This window comes from Streptomyces sp. NPDC012474, assembly GCF_042955185.1.
GTDB lineage: Bacteria > Actinomycetota > Actinomycetes > Streptomycetales > Streptomycetaceae > Streptomyces > Streptomyces cahuitamycinicus.
Genome location: NZ_JBIBEP010000021.1, coordinates 135863 through 152090, shown reverse-complemented (window position 1 = coordinate 152090; position 16228 = coordinate 135863). Strand labels below are relative to the sequence as shown.

12 protein-coding genes and 1 pseudogene are annotated in these 16228 nt (G+C 72.1%); 9 read left to right on the top strand and 4 right to left on the bottom strand.

Going from position 1 to position 16228, the window contains the following annotated elements:
- The first annotated feature begins 650 nt into the window (after positions 1-650).
- The 7 genes and pseudogenes from ACFY9S_RS34415 to ACFY9S_RS34385 all read left to right on the top strand — a co-directional run bounded on the left by ACFY9S_RS34415 (position 651) and on the right by ACFY9S_RS34385 (position 9476).
- Positions 651-2255 (top strand): family 43 glycosylhydrolase, encoded by a 1605-nt coding sequence (locus tag ACFY9S_RS34415; protein ID WP_391136498.1) that lies wholly within the window; start codon positions 651-653, stop codon positions 2253-2255.
- Positions 2256-2308: 53 nt separating this feature from the next.
- Positions 2309-3493: pseudogene (locus ACFY9S_RS34410) on the top strand (endo-1,4-beta-xylanase); the annotation flags it as partial.
- 98 nt (positions 3494-3591) lie between these two features.
- The gene (locus ACFY9S_RS34405) at positions 3592-4557 is read left to right on the top strand and encodes a glycoside hydrolase family 6 protein (protein WP_391136495.1); all 966 of its coding nucleotides are present in this window, start codon (positions 3592-3594) and stop codon (positions 4555-4557) included.
- Between the two features lie 265 nt (positions 4558-4822).
- The gene (locus tag ACFY9S_RS34400; RefSeq protein ID WP_391136492.1) at positions 4823-7330 is read left to right on the top strand and encodes a SpoIIE family protein phosphatase; all 2508 of its coding nucleotides are present in this window, start codon (positions 4823-4825) and stop codon (positions 7328-7330) included.
- A 101-nt stretch (positions 7331-7431) separates the two neighbouring features.
- On the top strand, positions 7432-8424 hold the full coding sequence (gene dhaK, locus ACFY9S_RS34395) for a dihydroxyacetone kinase subunit DhaK (RefSeq protein ID WP_391136489.1): 993 nt from the start codon (positions 7432-7434) through the stop codon (positions 8422-8424).
- A 49-nt stretch (positions 8425-8473) separates the two neighbouring features.
- Entirely contained in the window at positions 8474-9073 is a 600-nt protein-coding gene (gene dhaL, locus ACFY9S_RS34390; RefSeq protein WP_391136486.1) for a dihydroxyacetone kinase subunit DhaL, read from the top strand.
- On the top strand, positions 9066-9476 hold the full coding sequence (locus ACFY9S_RS34385) for a PTS-dependent dihydroxyacetone kinase phosphotransferase subunit DhaM (protein ID WP_391136483.1): 411 nt from the start codon (positions 9066-9068) through the stop codon (positions 9474-9476). Before dhaL ends, ACFY9S_RS34385 begins: the two co-directional genes overlap by 8 nt.
- 60 nt (positions 9477-9536) lie before the next feature.
- Here ACFY9S_RS34385 and ACFY9S_RS34380 read toward each other — a convergent pair whose 3' ends face one another.
- Positions 9537-10235, bottom strand: a complete 699-nt coding sequence (locus ACFY9S_RS34380; protein ID WP_391136480.1) for a glycoside hydrolase family 75 protein — start codon at positions 10233-10235, stop codon at positions 9537-9539.
- 410 nt (positions 10236-10645) lie between these two features.
- Here ACFY9S_RS34380 and ACFY9S_RS34375 point away from each other — a divergent pair, with 410 nt between their 5' ends.
- Complete coding sequence (locus ACFY9S_RS34375) at positions 10646-11635, top strand: fibronectin type III domain-containing protein (RefSeq protein ID WP_391136477.1); 990 nt, start codon at positions 10646-10648, stop codon at positions 11633-11635.
- A 169-nt stretch (positions 11636-11804) separates the two neighbouring features.
- Positions 11805-12344, top strand: coding sequence for a hypothetical protein (locus ACFY9S_RS34370; RefSeq protein WP_391136474.1), 540 nt, complete (start codon positions 11805-11807; stop codon positions 12342-12344).
- An 85-nt stretch (positions 12345-12429) separates the two neighbouring features.
- On the opposite strand, the gene ACFY9S_RS34365 is transcribed toward ACFY9S_RS34370, so the two are convergent.
- The 3 genes from ACFY9S_RS34365 to ACFY9S_RS34355 all read right to left on the bottom strand — a co-directional run bounded on the left by ACFY9S_RS34365 (position 12430) and on the right by ACFY9S_RS34355 (position 16213).
- The gene (locus ACFY9S_RS34365) at positions 12430-12981 is read right to left on the bottom strand and encodes a helix-turn-helix transcriptional regulator (RefSeq protein ID WP_391136471.1); all 552 of its coding nucleotides are present in this window, start codon (positions 12979-12981) and stop codon (positions 12430-12432) included.
- 28 nt (positions 12982-13009) lie between these two features.
- The gene (locus tag ACFY9S_RS34360) at positions 13010-15025 is read right to left on the bottom strand and encodes an FAD-dependent oxidoreductase (protein ID WP_391136468.1); all 2016 of its coding nucleotides are present in this window, start codon (positions 15023-15025) and stop codon (positions 13010-13012) included.
- 819 nt (positions 15026-15844) lie between these two features.
- A complete protein-coding gene (locus tag ACFY9S_RS34355) occupies positions 15845-16213 on the bottom strand; it encodes a hypothetical protein (protein ID WP_102909522.1) in 369 nt (122 codons plus the stop codon).
- Between the last annotated feature and the right edge of the window lie 15 nt (positions 16214-16228).

Genomic DNA, 16228 nt, shown 5'->3' with positions numbered 1-16228 from the left:
CGTCCTCCCGGGGCAGCGGCCCGACGGCGGCATGGCGGCCCGGGCGGCGGGCGGCGTGGCGTTCAACCCGGGCCGGGGCCGTTCCGGGCCGCCAGGGCGTCGGCCACGGCATCACGCATCGGCGAGTGCCCCGGCGGCCACGGCCTCACCACGGAACAGCACTCGGCGGTTCTCAGTGACCGTACGGCGGCTCGAAGCGGCCGGTCTCGGGGTACGGGGCCGCTGTTCCCCGTTCAGGCAGCAGCCGACGCGTGCCGCGCAGACGCGTAGGGGGTAGCGCTTCGCAAGCTGCCGTCGCCGAACCGGAACACGGCCTACCGGGGTTCGAAATTTCGCATGCCATTCGGAAACTCGCAGGGCCGGGGACGCGAGACGCAGGCCCGATCATCCCAGCGCGACGGACACCTCCCCGGAGCAGGCGACCGACCTGCCGCTATTCGACAACGAGGCTTCGAATGTTTCGCCTTGTGAATCGAATCCTGCGACAAGGATTGACGAGCCGCACGGGCCTCCTATCATCCAGAGTGCTCGACAAGTCGCTGCCCGTTCGACATCCCGAACAGATGCAGCACTGCACTCGTACACAGCAAGGCACCTCCCGGTAACGCCACACCACGCAACGGCCGAACCACGCGGGGAGAACGCCACACATGGACATGTCATGGCCTCATCAAGCTTTGTCCCGTCGCCACGCCCTGACGGCCGCCACCGGCCTGACCGCCGGCGTGCTGCTCCCTCCGGCCGCGCCCCGCGGCACCGCCTCCGCCCGGGGACCCGACCGCGCGACCGCGGCGCCCTACACGAACCCGGTGATCTGGCAGGACTTCGCGGACATCGACGTCATCCGCGTCGGTGACACCTTCTACGCCTCGGCCTCGACGATGCACTACTCGCCGGGCGCGCCCGTCCTGCGGTCGTACGACCTGGTGCACTGGGAGATCGCCGGTCACTCGGTGCCCGTGCTGGACTTCGGCGCCAAGTACGACCTCAACGGTGCCCGTGGCTACGTCAGGGGGATCTGGGCGTCCTCCCTGGCCTACCGGCCGAGCAACAGGACCTTCTACTGGCTCGGCCAGATCGACTTCGCCCGGACATACGTCTACACCGCCACCGCCGCCGAGGGACCGTGGAACAGACTGACGACGATCAGCACCCCCTACTACGACGCGGGGCTGCTGGTCGACAGCGACGACACCCTGTACGTGGCGTACGGCAACACCACCATCAGTGTGGCCCAGCTCTCGCCCGACGGCCGGACCCAGGTCCGCACCCGGCAGGTGTTCACGACACCGTCGAGCGTCGGCACCCTGGAGGGCGCCCGCTTCTACAAGATCAACGGGCAGTACTACATCTTCCTGACCCGCCCGGCGAACGGCCAGTACATCCTGAAGTCGTCGAGCGGCCCCTTCGGTCCGTACACGATGCGGCAGGTCCTCCTCGATCTGCGCGGGCCGATCCCCGGCGGCGGTGTCCCGCACCAGGGCGGGCTCGTGCGTACGCAGAGCGGCGCCTGGTATTACCTGGCCTTCGTCGACGCCTACCCCGGTGGCCGGATGCCCGCCCTGGCTCCCGTCACCTGGACCCCGGACGGCTGGCCGGTCGTACAGCTCGTCGACGGCGCGTGGGGCACCTCGTACCCCGGCCCGGCCGTGCCCCCTCCTCCGCGCCCGGTGCCCCCCATGACCGGCGTCGACACCTTCGACGGCCCGGTCCTGAAACCGCGATGGGAGTGGAACCACAACCCGGACAACACCAAGTGGTCGGCCGGCAACGGACTGACCCTGCGGACGGCGACCGTCACCAACGACCTCTACTGGGCCCGCAACACCCTGACCCACCGCATCCAGGGCCCCACCTCGACGGCCACGGTCCAGCTCGACCACTCCGCCATGCGGGACGGCGACCGGGCCGGGCTCGCGCTGCTGCGTGACTCATCCGCCTGGATCGGCGTCAGGCGTGAGGGCGGCGTGACGCGGGTGGTGATGGTCAACGGGCTGACCATGGAGGGGAGTTGGAACACCACCGGCACCGGCAGGGAGGTCGCGAGCGCGGTCGTGCCGGGCAGCCGCCTCTGGTTGCGCGCGAGCGCGGACATCCGCCCCGGCGCGGCCCGCCCCGGCACCTTCTCCTACAGCACCGACGGCACCACCTTCACCCGCCTCGGCCCCGCCTTCTCCCTGGGCAACGACTGGCGCGCCACGCAGGCACTCGGCGGCGCGGTCCGCATCACGCGGTTCGAGCTGTCCACGCCGTGAACCGGCCCACGGATCGCACGACGCACCCCCCACCCACCCCCACGAGGAGACCCATGAACCCGCTGAAACGGCTCGGCTGTCGCCGGGCCTCCGTCCTCGGCCTGCTGGCCGCGACCGTCCTGGTGACACCCGGGACGGCGACCGGCGCGCCCGACGCCGTGCGGGCCTCCACCCTCGGTGCCCAGGCCGCCCAGTCCGGACGGTACTTCGGAACCGCCGTGGCCGCCGGAAAGCTCGGCGACGGCACGTACACCGGCATCCTGGACCGTGAGTTCAACTCGGTCACGGCCGAGAACGAGATGAAGTGGGACGCGACCGAGCCGTCCCGGGGCTCGTTCACCTTCAGCCGCGCCGACCAGATCGCCCATCGCGCACAGGCCCGCGGTCAGCGCCTGCGCGGCCACACCCTGGTCTGGCACTCCCAACTGCCCGGCTGGGTCGGCTCCATCAGGGACGCGAACACCCTGCGCGGCGTGATGAACAACCACATCACCACCCTGATGAACCGCTACAAGGGCCGGATCCACTCCTGGGACGTGGTCAACGAGGCCTTCGCGGACGGCAGCAGCGGCCAGATGCGCAGCTCGGTCTTCCGGGACGTGCTGGGCACCGGCTTCGTCGAGCAGGCGTTCCGCACGGCGCGGTCGGCCGACCCGGCGGCCAAGCTCTGCTACAACGACTACAACATCGAGAACTGGAGCGCCGCCAAGACCCAGGGCGTCTACCGCATGGTGCGCGACTTCAAGGCACGCGGGGTGCCCATCGACTGCGTAGGCCTCCAGGCCCACTTCGGCGCCGGTGGCCCGCCCGCCGGCTTCCAGACGACGCTGTCGAACTTCGCCGCCCTCGGGGTGGACGTCCAGATCACCGAGCTGGACATCGCGCAGGCGCCGCCGACGGCCTACGCGAACACGGTCAGGGCCTGCATGAACGTGGCGCGCTGCACCGGCATCACCGTCTGGGGCATCCGCGACAGCGACTCCTGGCGCAGCGGCGAGAACCCGCTGCTGTTCGACCGCAACGGCAACAAGAAGCCGGCGTACAACGCGACGCTGACGGCGATGGGTGGCACGCCCACCACCACCCGCGGTACGTCCGCCATCACCAGCGGCACGTCCGCCGCCACCCGCGGTACGTCCGCCGTCACCGACGGCACGTCCGCCGTCACCAGCGGCACGCCCACCGGCTCACGCGGCGCCACCGACGTCGCCGCTCTGCCCAGCCGTTACTCGAGGAGCTGACCGACCCTGCCGTGGGGAGCGCTCCCGGCGGGAGCGCTCCCCCGCCCGCCGCCGACCTTCGGACGCACCCCCGACAGAAAGCCGAGGTACCCGTCATGCGCCGCAGACTCCTCGCCCTGGTGGCAGCGCTCTCCGCACTGCCGCTGGCGCTCGCCGCCGCCCCGACCGCCCACGCGGCGGACCCGACGACCATGACCAACGGGTTCTATGCGGACCCCGACTCCAGCGCGAAGCGGTGGGTCGCCGCCAACCCCCGTGACGGCCGGGCGTCCGCGATCAACGCCTCGATCGCGAATGTCCCGACGGCCCGCTGGTTCGGCTCCTGGAGCGGCACCATCGGAACCGCCACCGGCGCGTACGCGGGCGCCGCGGACGCCCGGGACAAACTGCCCGTCCTCGTCGCCTACAACATCTACAACCGCGACTACTGCGGCGGACACTCCGCGGGCGGAGCCTCCTCGCCGTCCGCCTACAGAAGCTGGATCGCCCAGTTCGCGGGCGGGATCGCCGGCCGCCCGGCCGTCGTCGTCCTCGAACCGGACTCTCTCGGGGACTACGGCTGCATGACCCAGGCCCAGATCGACGAACGCGAGAGCATGCTGACCGGAGCGCTCGGCGAGTTCAACCGCCAGGCGCCCAACACCTGGGTCTACCTCGACGCCGGCAACCCCGCCTGGGCGGGCGCGGCGACCATGGCCCGGCGTCTTCACGAGGCGGGTGTCCGGCAGGCCCACGGTTTCTCGCTCAACGTCTCCAACTACCTGACCACCGCCGAGAACACCGCGTACGCCGACGCCGTCAACAGGGAACTCGCCGCCCGGTACGGCTACACCAAGCCGTTCGTCGTGGACACCAGCCGCAACGGCAACGGCTCCAACGGCCAGTGGTGCAACCCCGCAGGCCGCCGTACCGGCACTCCCACCCGGCTGGGCGGGGGCGCCGAGATGCTGTTGTGGATCAAGGTGCCGGGCGAGTCCGACGGCAACTGCGGCGTGGGAAGCGGCTCCTCGGCGGGGCAGTTCCTCCCGGAGGTCGCTTACAAGATGATCTACGGCTACTGATCCCTCACGCGAACCGCCGGCCGAACATCCGACCGAACCGCAGCCTGCGGCCCACCCGGCGATGGGCCGCAGGCTGCGGTGTCGCGACGTGGAACCGGCGAGCCGGACATCGGCATCCCCTTCCTGCGAGTCGCTTCCTGATTCCTCCGAGGTATCGAGGTCGTACGGTGCGGCCGCTGCTGCTGAGCGGCGCCTTCCCTCTTCCCGAGGGGCCCTGGCGCTGCGGCGGGCCTAGGCTGGAAGCGGCCGCTGGAAACGAGCCCCGATGGGGACCGCTGTCCGGACGGAGGCGTGCCGCGTGGAGATGGCCGACAAGCAGGACGCGCCCACTGCCGTTGTCGTGGTGAATCCGGACGGCCTGGTGAGCGGCTGGAGCGACGGGGGCCGGCTGCTGCTGGGCTGGACCGCGGAGGACACCGTGGGCCGCCCCGTGACCGACCTGCTGGTCGATCCCCCGCCCCCCGGCTTCCCCGGGGGTTATGGCGCCGGCCCCGACTCCACGGGGTTCACAGCACTGCGGCACCGGGACGGTTCCACGGTGGACGCCGTGCTGGCCGCCCACCCGCTGTTCGGCCCCGACGGGCGGGCGATAGGGCACGCGGTGACCGTCCAGCGCTGGGGACGCCGCCCGGTGATCGCCGACCGGGCCTTCGAGCAGTGTCCCTTCGCTCTCGGCGTCTACGACCCTGAGCTGCGGTTTCTGTGGATCAACGACTCCTCGGGCCGAGTGATAGCGCACTCCGAGGAACAGGTGCTCGGCAAGAAGTACCGAGAGGTGCTTCCCGAGTTCGACCGCACACTGTTTCCCGAAAGGGACGACAAGCCCTACACCGACACGCTCTCCGAAGTGGCGAGGACGGGCGAGCCCGCGCGTCTCATCACCGTCTTCCGCCCTCGCGGCAGTGACTACGCCAATGCCTGGGCCACCAGCATCTGGCCCGTCCGGGATGCCCAGGGACGGGTCCGCGCGATCGCCAACTGGGGCTTCGACATGAGCGCCGAGTACTGGGCCCGGCAACGCCTGCTCATCCTCAACGAAGCCAGCGGCGGCATCGGCCGGACGCTCGACGTGATCGGCACCGCCCAGGAACTGGCCAGGACCCCGGTGCCGGGGTTCGTCGACCTCGTCAGCGTGGATCTCCTCGACGAGGTGCTGCGTGGGGAGGAACCCCCCTCGGTGTCCGCCTTCACGTCCGGCGAGGCGATCAGGCTCGGCCGGGCCGCCCAGCACAGCGCGAAGGACGAGGCCGGCCGGGTCGCGGGGCCCACGACACCGGTCACGCACCCTGCCGGTTCCGTCGCCGCCCGCTGCCTGACCACCGGCAGGTCCACGGTCGAGCTCGCCGCTGACCCCGGCCAGGGCGGCGAATGGGCCTTCGGTCCCGGACTCGCCGCCGACCCGGCCCACTGGCCACCGGGCAACCCGGTGATCGACGGATCCATCGCCGCCGCGGGGATGACCGGCCGGATCACCGTGCCCCTCCGGGCGCGCGGCGCGCTGCTCGGGGTCGTCTCCTTCTCCCGCCTCGACCGGCCCGAGGCCTTCACCGCCGACGACCTGATCCTCGCCGAGGAGCTGACCGCCAAGGCGGCCGTCGCCATCGACAACGCCCGCCGGTACTCGCGCGAGCGCGCCACCGCGCTGACCCTGCAACGCAGCCTGCTGCCGCAGGGGCTGCCGAACCAGGAGGCGGTCGAGGTGGCATCCCGCTACCTGCCCGGCGGGACCGGCACGGAAGTGGGCGGTGACTGGTTCGACGTCATTCCGCTGTCCGGCGCCCGGGTCGCCCTGGTCGTCGGCGACGTCGTCGGCCACGGCCTGCACGCCTCGGCCAGCATGGGCAGGCTGCGCACGGCGGTCCGCACGCTCGCCGACGTCGACCTGCCGCCCGACGAGCTGCTGACCCACATGGACGACCTGGTCCTGCACCTCGCCAGTGACCATGAGCCCGACGGCCATTTCCAGTCGGCCGGCGAGTCCGGCGCCACCTGCCTGTACACCGTCTACGACCCCGTCTCCCGCCGCTTCACGTTCGCCAGCGCCGGCCATCCGCTGCCGCTGATCATCTCCCCGGACGGCACCCGGACCCCGGTACCCGCCCATCCGGGGCCGCCGCTCGGCCTCGGTGGTCTGCCGTTCGAGGCCGCCGAGCTCGAACTGCCCGAGGGCAGCCTGCTGGCGCTCTACACCGACGGGCTGGTGGGGAGCCACGAGCGCGATATCGATGACGGGATCACCGAACTGCGGCGGCTCCTGAATCACTCGGCCACCTCGCTGGAGGCGCTGTGCGACACGGTGATGGACGGCATGCTCCTGGACAGCAGGACCGACGACGCCGCCCTGCTGCTCGCTCGCACGCGCGCGCTGGATCCCCACCACGTCGCCGACTGGGACGTCGAGCCCGACACCGCGCAGGTGCCGCACGCCAGGAAGTTCGCCGTCGACCAGGTGGACGCCTGGGGCTTGGAGGACGCGTCGTTCGTCACCGAACTGGTCGTCAGCGAGCTGGTCACCAACGCCATCCGGTACGGCGAGCCGCCGATCAGGCTGCGGCTGATTCGCGACGCCTCGCTGATCTGCGAGGTCTCCGACGCCAGCAACACCGCCCCGCACCTGCGCCGGGCCCGCGCCTTCGACGAGGGCGGCCGGGGTCTGTTGCTCGTTGCCCAGCTCACGCAGGGGTGGGGCACCCGCCACACCGGCAACGGCAAGACGATCTGGTGCGCGCAAGCGCTGCCCGGCCACCGGCGTCCCGTACCTGACGGCTCGTGAGCGGAGTCGGGGACAGCCAAGATCGACAACTGGTCAAACGTAATGTGGCCTGCGAAGCTGGAGTTCAAGGGCTCATCTACTAGGTTGTCTAGGAGGTTCCCGTGAAGATGCTGATCAATGTCCCGGAGACCGTGGTCGCGGACGCGCTGCGCGGTCTGGCGGCTGCCCACCCGGAGCTGGCCGTGGACGTGGAGAACCGGGTGGTCGTGCGGCGGGACGCTCCCGTCGCCGGGCAGGTGGGGCTGGTCTCGGGCGGAGGCTCGGGGCACGAGCCGTTGCACGGTGGCTTCGTGGGCCCCGGCATGCTGTCCGCGGCCTGTCCGGGCGAGGTGTTCACCTCCCCCGTGCCCGACCAGATGCTGCGCGCGGCCGCCGCCGTGGACAGCGGGGCCGGCGTGCTGTTCATCGTGAAGAACTACACCGGTGACGTGCTCAACTTCGACATGGCCGCCGAGATGGCCGAGGACGAGGGCATCCAGGTCGCGAAGGTGCTGGTCAACGATGACGTGGCGGTGACCGACAGCCTGTACACGGCCGGGCGGCGCGGCACGGGCGCGACCCTGTTCGTGGAGAAGATCGCCGGTGCCGCCGCTGCCGAGGGCATGCCTCTGGAGCGGGTCGAGGCCATCGCCCGGCAGGTGAACGAGAGCTCCCGCAGTTTCGGGATCGCGCTGAGCGCGTGCAGCACCCCGGCCAAGGGCAGCCCGACCTTCGATCTGCCGCCCGGCGAGCTTGAGTTGGGCATCGGCATCCACGGCGAGCCCGGCCGGGAACGGCGCGCCATGATGACCTCCGGAGAGATCGCCGAGGCGGCCGTCGAGGCGGTGGTGGAGGACCTGCAGCCGCGCAATCCGGTGCTGGTCCTGGTCAACGGCATGGGTGCGACGCCCCTGCTGGAGTTGTACGGCTTCAACGCCGAGGTGCACCGGGTGCTCGCCCAGCGCGGCGTCCCCGTGGCCCGTGTCCTCGTGGGCAACTACGTCACCTCCCTGGACATGGCGGGCGCCTCGCTCACCCTGTGCCAGGTCGACGAGGAGCTGCTGCGGCTGTACGACGCGCCGGTGAAGACCCCGGGTCTGCGCTGGGGTGTGTGACACACAGGGGGTAGAGGATCACCACGTACCTACCAGGCAAGGAGATCCAGTGCTCGACGCCGATTTCTTCCGCCGTTGGATGACGGCCACCGCCGCGTCCGTCGACCGTGAGGCGGAACGGCTCACCGCCCTCGACTCCCCCATCGGGGACGCCGACCACGGCAGCAACCTCCAGCGCGGGTTCACGGCCGTCGTGGCCGTTCTGGAGAAGGAGGCCCCGGAGACACCCGGCGGGGTCCTGACCTTGGCCGGACGCCAGCTGATCTCGACGGTCGGCGGTGCCTCGGGGCCCCTGTACGGGACGCTGCTGCGCCGTACCGGCAAGGCCTTGGGCGACGCCGGCGAGGTCAGCGCGGAGCAGTTGGCCGAGGCTTTCCGGGCGGGGGTGGACGCGGTCATGACGCTCGGCGGTGCCGCCCCGGGCGACAAGACCATGATCGACGCGCTGGTGCCCGCGGTGGACGCGCTCGGCGACTCGTTCACGGCGGCCCGGACCGCCGCCGAGGAGGGCGCGGTGGCGACGACGCCCCTGCAGGCGCGCAAGGGCCGGGCGAGCTATCTGGGCGAGCGCAGCATCGGCCACCAGGACCCGGGGGCCACCTCGGCGGCGCTGCTGGTCGCCGGACTCGCGGAGGCCGCCGGTGAGTGACGAGCAGCTGGTGGGGATCGTGCTGGTGTCGCACAGCGCGGAGGTGGCCGCGTCGGTCGCCGAGCTGGCGAAGGGGCTCGCCGGCGGTGGCCCGGCGGTGCCCGTCGCTCCGGCGGGCGGCACCGAGGGCGGTGGACTGGGGACGAGTTCCGAACTGATCGCCGCGGCGGCCGCGTCCGTCGACCGGGGCGCCGGGGTCGCCGTCCTGACCGACCTGGGCAGCGCGGTGCTCACCGTGAAGGCGCTTCTCGCGGAGGGCGACGAACTCCCGGAGGGCACTCGCCTGGTGGACGCGCCCTTCGTGGAGGGGGCCGTGGCCGCGGTCGTCACGGCGTCCACCGGGGCGGACCTGGCGGCGGTGGAGGCGGCCGCCACGGAGGCGTACACCTACCGGAAGGTGTGAGCGACGGCTGCGGCCGGGCACACCCGGCCGCGGCCGTACCCGTGACACGCCGTGAGCCGCTCAGTCTGCGTCCGCCCGGCTCCCGTCGGCAAACCGCCTTGCCACCCGCTCCCCCTCCGTCACGGCCGCCGCGTGGTCCTCGATGGGCGACACCTTGGTGTTCTTGAAGACGATGTAGGTGACGCCGGAGGGTACGCCGCCGCCGTGCGGATCGGCGCGGATGCCGAGGGCCTTGGCGGTCGCGTAGGACGCCTCCCCGATGATGCCCTGCGGGCCGGTGTCGCCGACGACGGCGTACTGCACCCGGTCGCGGTAGACGACGGCCACCACCGAACCGCCGCCGATGCCGTGGTCCCGGTAGTCCCAGAGACCGCTCGGCGCGGGTACGACGATGAAGGGCAGGCGTTCGGCGCTCAGCGGGCGGCCGTCGGACTGCGCGTAGGCCGTACTCGCGGCGAAGTACGGGTCGGTGCGGCTGTTGCAGCGGGGTCCGGGGCGGCCGTCGCAGTCGATGTCCATGTCGGCCTTCCAGAACACGGCGTCGCGGGTGCCGCAGACCGGGATGTTCGCGGGTGCGCCGTTGTCGCTGCGGTAGCGGCCGCGCGAGACGGGATCGCAGTGCCGCACTCGGGCGAGCAGTTCGGCGGCGCTGACGGTGCTCTCGCGCCATACCGCGGGGTGGGGTTGTGCGGCGGGCGGTGTCGTCGGGGCGAGGAGGGCGGCGCTGGCCGCGGCCAGAGTGAGCGACTGGACACGCACGATACGGGAGCCTCTCGTGGGGGACCTGACGGGCACTCAGCCCAATCTGGTCCCGGGGCGATCACCCGGCCACCCTTGGGGGGCCGGACGGTGCACGTCCCCAACCCCCGACAGGGGCCGGGGGCCTGAGTCCGTGTGAGGCTCCGGCCGCCCGGCCGCCTGCGCCGGCGCGGGATCTGCGACGACAGCTGTCCGCGCGACAGGTCCGAACTCCCTGGTGTCCGCGAGGAGTTCGGCCGTGGTGACCTTCAGCATACGTAACTGTCCCGGGTGGTCGCGCCCGGCGGTGGTGCCGTGCCTTCTCCGGGAGCTGGTTCCGCGCCACGGACCACACCCTCTTGATGTGATCGCGCCAACGGCGTCATATTGGTTCGGACCATTCATGTGTGCCGCCCCCGGGAGGCAGTGCCGTGCGAAGCCGTTCCTCCGCTCCCTCGTCCCTCCTGCGTCACCTGGCGGTCTGCGGCGCTCTCACGCTGGTCGCCTCCTGCGGCTGGGCCGGAGCGGAGGAAGGGGACGGCGGTGCCGTGCCCGGCGCGCCCACGGGTGTCACCGCCGCGGCGGGCAGCGCGACGAGTGTGCACGTCATGTGGAACGCGACCGCCAATGCGGAGGCCTACGAGGTGTATCGCGGCACCACCAAGGTCACCGAGGTGCCGGGTTCGAAGCACATGGTGGACGTCACCAGGCTGCGGCCCTCGACGCGGTACGCCTTCTCCGTCCGGGCGCGCGACGCCGGCGGGCGGCTCGGGCCGCCGAGCCGCCCGGTGCGGGCGAAGACGCCCGCGGCCGTCGCGGACGACCGCTCCGCGCCGACCCGCCCGGCGGCGCCCGAGGGCCGGGCGGCCGGAAGCCGGACCGGCCGGCTGTCCTGGTCCGCCTCCACGGACGACCGGGGCGTGGTCTCGTACGACATCCACCAGGGAGCCACGAAGATCCACAGTGTGGGCGGGGGCCACACGGCCACCGTGCTCACGGGGCTGCGGCCCGGCACGGACTACACGTTCACCGTCCGGGCCCGGGACGCGGCGGGCAACGTCTCCCCCGCCAGTTCCACCGTCCGCCTCACCACCCCGGGTACGGACGACGGACGCGCCACGGCCCCCACGGGCTTCCGGGCGACGAGCCACCGCGAGGACGGGGCGTACCACGTCGACCTGAGCTGGGAACCACCCCGCGTGGACGGTGAGATCGCCGAGTACCAGATCCAGTTGGACGGCCGGCCCGCCACGTCCCTCGTGTACGGCGGCAGCGTGCCGCGCGACCGGGCCGTGTACAGCTTCTACGTGGGGCGGAAAGCCGGTGTCACCCACCGGGTCCGCGTCCGGGCGATGCTGCCCGACGGCACCTGGGGAGGCTTCTCGGCGGAGCGGGCGGTGACGACGGGCGCGGGGCGCTGACCGTCCCTCGGCATCGGCCGGGAGCGGGAACCCGTCACCTGCACGGAGGCGCTCGGAGTGCGGCGGAGGCCGGGGGCGCATTGGCTGACCCCGAGGCAGCACGGGCGTTCCCCGACCCTCGGCGGCGCAAGGGATGTACCGCCAACCGTGCCGCCGGAGGGCAGTCCACATGCGCAACTCATCGCCAGTTCTCCGCTCCGGCCTGACCGTGGCAGTCGCTGCCGCACTGCCCCTCGCCCTGGCCTCGGCCGCTGTCGCGGGCCCGGGCATCTCCGTGAGCACCACGGGGTCCACGGTGTCGGTCACGACCAGCTCGTGCACGCAGATCAACGGCAGCTGGGGCACCGCCTCGCTCCTCACCAGCAGCCAGGGCAGCTTCGCCCAGGGCCGCCAGGTGACGCTGTCCGGGACATCGACGAACCAGTCCGCCGCCTGGTCCAGCGTCACCGCGGGCACGTACACGGTGATCGTCATCTGCTCGGACGGCACCACCGCCGGCACCCAGTCGGTCGTGGTGTCCACCTCCCCGTCCCCCTCGCGGTCCGTGACCCCCACCGCCTCGCCGTCCCGCGGCGTCATGGGCGGGGTCGGCGGGTCCTCGACGGACTACGGCACCGTCACGCTGGTGGCCGGCGGCACGCTGGTCGGATCGGGCCTGCTCGCCACGGCCTGGTACCTGCGCCGGCGCAACAAGCCGCACCGGCTCTGATCCGGTGCGAACGGCGGCCCGCCCCTTCCGAAGCGCTCCGGTCGGGCGGGCCGCCGTCAGGTCGCGGCGGGGACCGGCGGGACGCTCAGATCGGTTCGCCGTCCGGAAGTTCGGCGAAGTCCGCCAGGGCGCGCCGCAGCCACTGGGTCCAGAAGGTCTCCAGGTCGATGCCGGCCCGCAGCACCAGATGCCGCAGCCGGTCCTCGGTGCCGTCCCGGCCGGGCGGGAAGTCGCGCTGCTTGATCTCCCGGTACTCCGCCAGCTGCCGTTCGTGCAGTTCCAGATGGCGTCGCAGATCCGTCTCCAGCCCCGCCGTGCCGACCACCGCCGCCGCCCTGAGCCGCAGCAGCAGGGTGTCGCGGTGCGGCTTGGGGTCCTGGGAGGCAGAAGTCCAGCGGGCCAGTTCGGCGCGGCCCGCCGGCAGGACCTCGTAGCTCTTCTTCTGCCCGCGGGCCGGCTGCTGTGACGGCAGGGCCCTGATGAGGCCGTCGGCCTCCAGCTTCCCGAGCTCGCGATAGATCTGCTGGTGCGTCGCCGACCAGAAGTAACCGATCGACCGGTCGAACCGGCGGGTCAGCTCCAGCCCGGACGACGGCTTCTCGAGCAGGGCGGTGAGGATCGCGTGCGGGAGTGACATGGCCTCATCCTAGGGACGGTGCACCGCACTACAGGGCGGCCGCGAGCTCGGTGCCCTGCTTGATGGCGCGCTTGGCGTCCAGCTCGGCGGCCACGTCGGCGCCGCCGATGAGGTGCGCGCTGCACCCGGCGGCCAGCAGTTCCTCGTACAGGGCGCGGCGGGGTTCCTGGCCCGTGCAGAGCACGATCGTGTCGACCTCCAGCAGCGTGCTCTCCTCACCCACGGTGATGTGCAGTCCGGCGTCGTCGATCCGGTCGTAGCGCACGCCGGGGACCATGGTGACGCCGCGGTGCTTGAGTTCGGCCCGGTGGATCCAGCCGGTGGTCTTGCCGAGGCCGGCGCCGACCTTGGAGGTCTTGCGCTGGAGCAGGTGGACGGTGCGCGGCGGGGCGGGCCGCTCGGGTGCGGCGAGGCCGCCGGGGCCGCGGTAGTCCATGTCGACGCCCCACTGGCGGAAGTACGTCTTCGGGTCCTCGTGGGCCTTGTCGCCGCCGTCGGTGAGGAACTCGGCGACGTCGAAGCCGATGCCGCCCGCGCCGAGGATCGCGACCCGGTCGCCGACGGGGGCTCCGTCGCGCAGGACGTCCAGGTAGCCGACGACACTCGGGTGGTCGACTCCGGGGATCTCGGGGGTGCGCGGGCTGACGCCGGTGGCGACGACGACCTCGTCGTAGCCGTCGACGTCCGCGACCGTGACGGGCGTGTTCAGCCGGATGTCGACGCCGTGCCAGTCGAGCTGGGTGCGGAAGTAGCGGAGCGTCTCGTCGAACTCCTGCTTGCCGGGGACCTTGCGGGCGACGTTGAGCTGGCCGCCGATCTCGCTCGCCGCGTCGAACAGCGTCACGTCGTGCCCGCGCTCGGCGGCGGAGACCGCACAGGCCAGCCCGGCCGGTCCGGCGCCGACGACGGCGACGCGCTTGCGCAGCCGGGTCGGGGAGAGCACGAGCTCGGTCTCGTGACAGGCCCGCGGGTTGACCAGGCAGGAGGTGATCAGGCCGCTGAAGGTGTGGTCGAGGCAGGCCTGGTTGCAGCCGATGCAGGTGTTGATCGCCTCGGGCCGGCCGGCGGCCGCCTTGGTGACGAAGTCGGGGTCGGCGAGCATCGGGCGGGCCATCGACACCATGTCGGCGGCGCCCTCGGCGAGCAGTTCCTCGGCGAGTTCGGGGGTGTTGATGCGGTTGGTGGTGACGAGCGGGACGGACACCTCGCCCATGAGCCGCTTGGTCACCCAGGTGTACGCGCCGCGCGGCACGGAGGTGGCGATGGTGGGGATACGGGCCTCGTGCCAGCCGATGCCGGTGTTGATGATCGTCGCGCCGGCGGTCTCGACGGCCTTGGCCAGGGTGATGACCTCGTCGAGTGTCGAGCCGCCCGGGACGAGGTCGAGCATGGACAGCCGGTAGATGACGATGAAGTCCTCGCCGACCGCCTCGCGCACCCGGCGCACGATCTCCAGCGGGAAGCGCGTCCGGTTCTCGTACGAGCCGCCCCAGCGGTCGGTGCGGTGGTTGGTCTGCTGCGCGATGAACTCGTTGATGAGGTAGCCCTCGGAGCCCATGATCTCGACGCCGTCGTAGCCGGCCTGCCGGGCGAGGCGGGCGGTGCGGACGTAGTCCTCGATCGTCCGCTCGATGTCGGCCTCGGTGAGCTCGCGGGGCGGGAAGGGGCTGATGGGCGCCTGCTCCGGGCTCGGCGCGACGAGATCCCGGTGGTAGGCGTACCGGCCGAAGTGCAGGATCTGCATCGCGATCCGCCCGCCCTCGCGGTGCACGGCGTCGGTGATGACCCGGTGCTGCTCCGCCTCCGCCTCGGTGGTGAGCTTCGCGCCGCCCTCATAGGGGCGCCCCTCGTCGTTCGGGGCTATGCCGCCGGTGACGATCAGGCCCACTCCCCCGCGGGCGCGGGCGGCGTAGAAGGCGGCCATGCGCGCGAAGCCGCCCTCGGCCTCCTCCAGGCCCACGTGCATGGAGCCCATGAGGACACGGTTGGGCAGGGTCGTGAAGCCCAGGTCGAGGGGGGTCAGCAGGTGCGGGTAACGGCTCATCGGGCCCTCCGTGCGCGGTGTCGTGCCTGTAGTTGTAGAGGACTACCGACGGTTTATGCAACTAGTTGCACAAGGTGATGGAGGGCACAGCAGGGTCATGACCAGGGACCTCGGACCGCTCCGTGCGGTGGTGGACCTCGCCGGTGAGCTGATCCGCCGCCCGAGCCGGGCCGGACTCGACGACCCGAACCCGTCCTGGTGGTCCCGGAGGACCGGCTCACCGGCCGCGGGCTGCCGCACGCCGCCTCCACGACGACACCCGCCGCCCGGTCGCGCTGCTGGTGGAGATCGCCGCGGGCCGGCCCGGGCCCTGGTGGGCGCTGGACGCCTGTGTGGACACCGCGCCGTACGGCGACGAGACGGCCTGCTCCTTCCCGCCCACCGCCGGGGACGTCGTCGACGGCCGGCTGCGCCGACGGGGCGCGGCCGACTCGAAGCTCGCCGCCGCCCTGTTCTGTCGTGTAGCGACCGAGCTGCACGGGCGGTCGGCCGGGCTGCGCGGCCGGCTCGCGGTGCTGCTCGACGCCGGCGAGCACCGGCGAGCACACGGGCGCCCGGGAGACGCCCGGGTCCACCGCGCCGATACGGACGCGGTCCGTCCGGCCGGGGTGATGATCGGCTCCCCGGGTGCCGACGAGGCCGCGGTAGGCGGGCGCGGGCCGTGCCGGGCCCGGATCACCCTGCACGGGACGTCGGGGCACTCCGGGACACGCCGTGAGGTGGTAGGTGTGGACGACCCCGTGGATCTGGCGTACCTGCCGGTGGCGCACGCCGTCCACCGGCAAACCGGCCTCGGTCTGCTGACGGGCCGAGGGGCGGTCACCGGCTCCGCAGACGCACGTGGAGTTCCTTCTCCTGGTCGCCCGAGACCGTGCTCAGATCGTGCACGTCGAACAGCGAGTCCAGGGTCGTGCGGAACCGTTCGATCGCCCAGTAGCCGCCGTGCAGGTCGGCTTCCACGGAGGACGACAGGTGCACCGGCCGCGCACCCTCGTGCTCGTCGGCGACGTCGAAGGTGCCGAGCCACACGGTCGGACGGGTCTCATGCAGTTCCTCGGGCACGTCGTCGGCGCACCGGTCGGACTCGAAGCAGGAGCACAGCGCGTCGAACACGATCCGCGCGTCGTGCTTGCTGCACCCGCTGATCTCCACCGAGACGGAGTGGGGGTGCGGTCGCTCGTGGTCCATCGCCATCGTGATCGC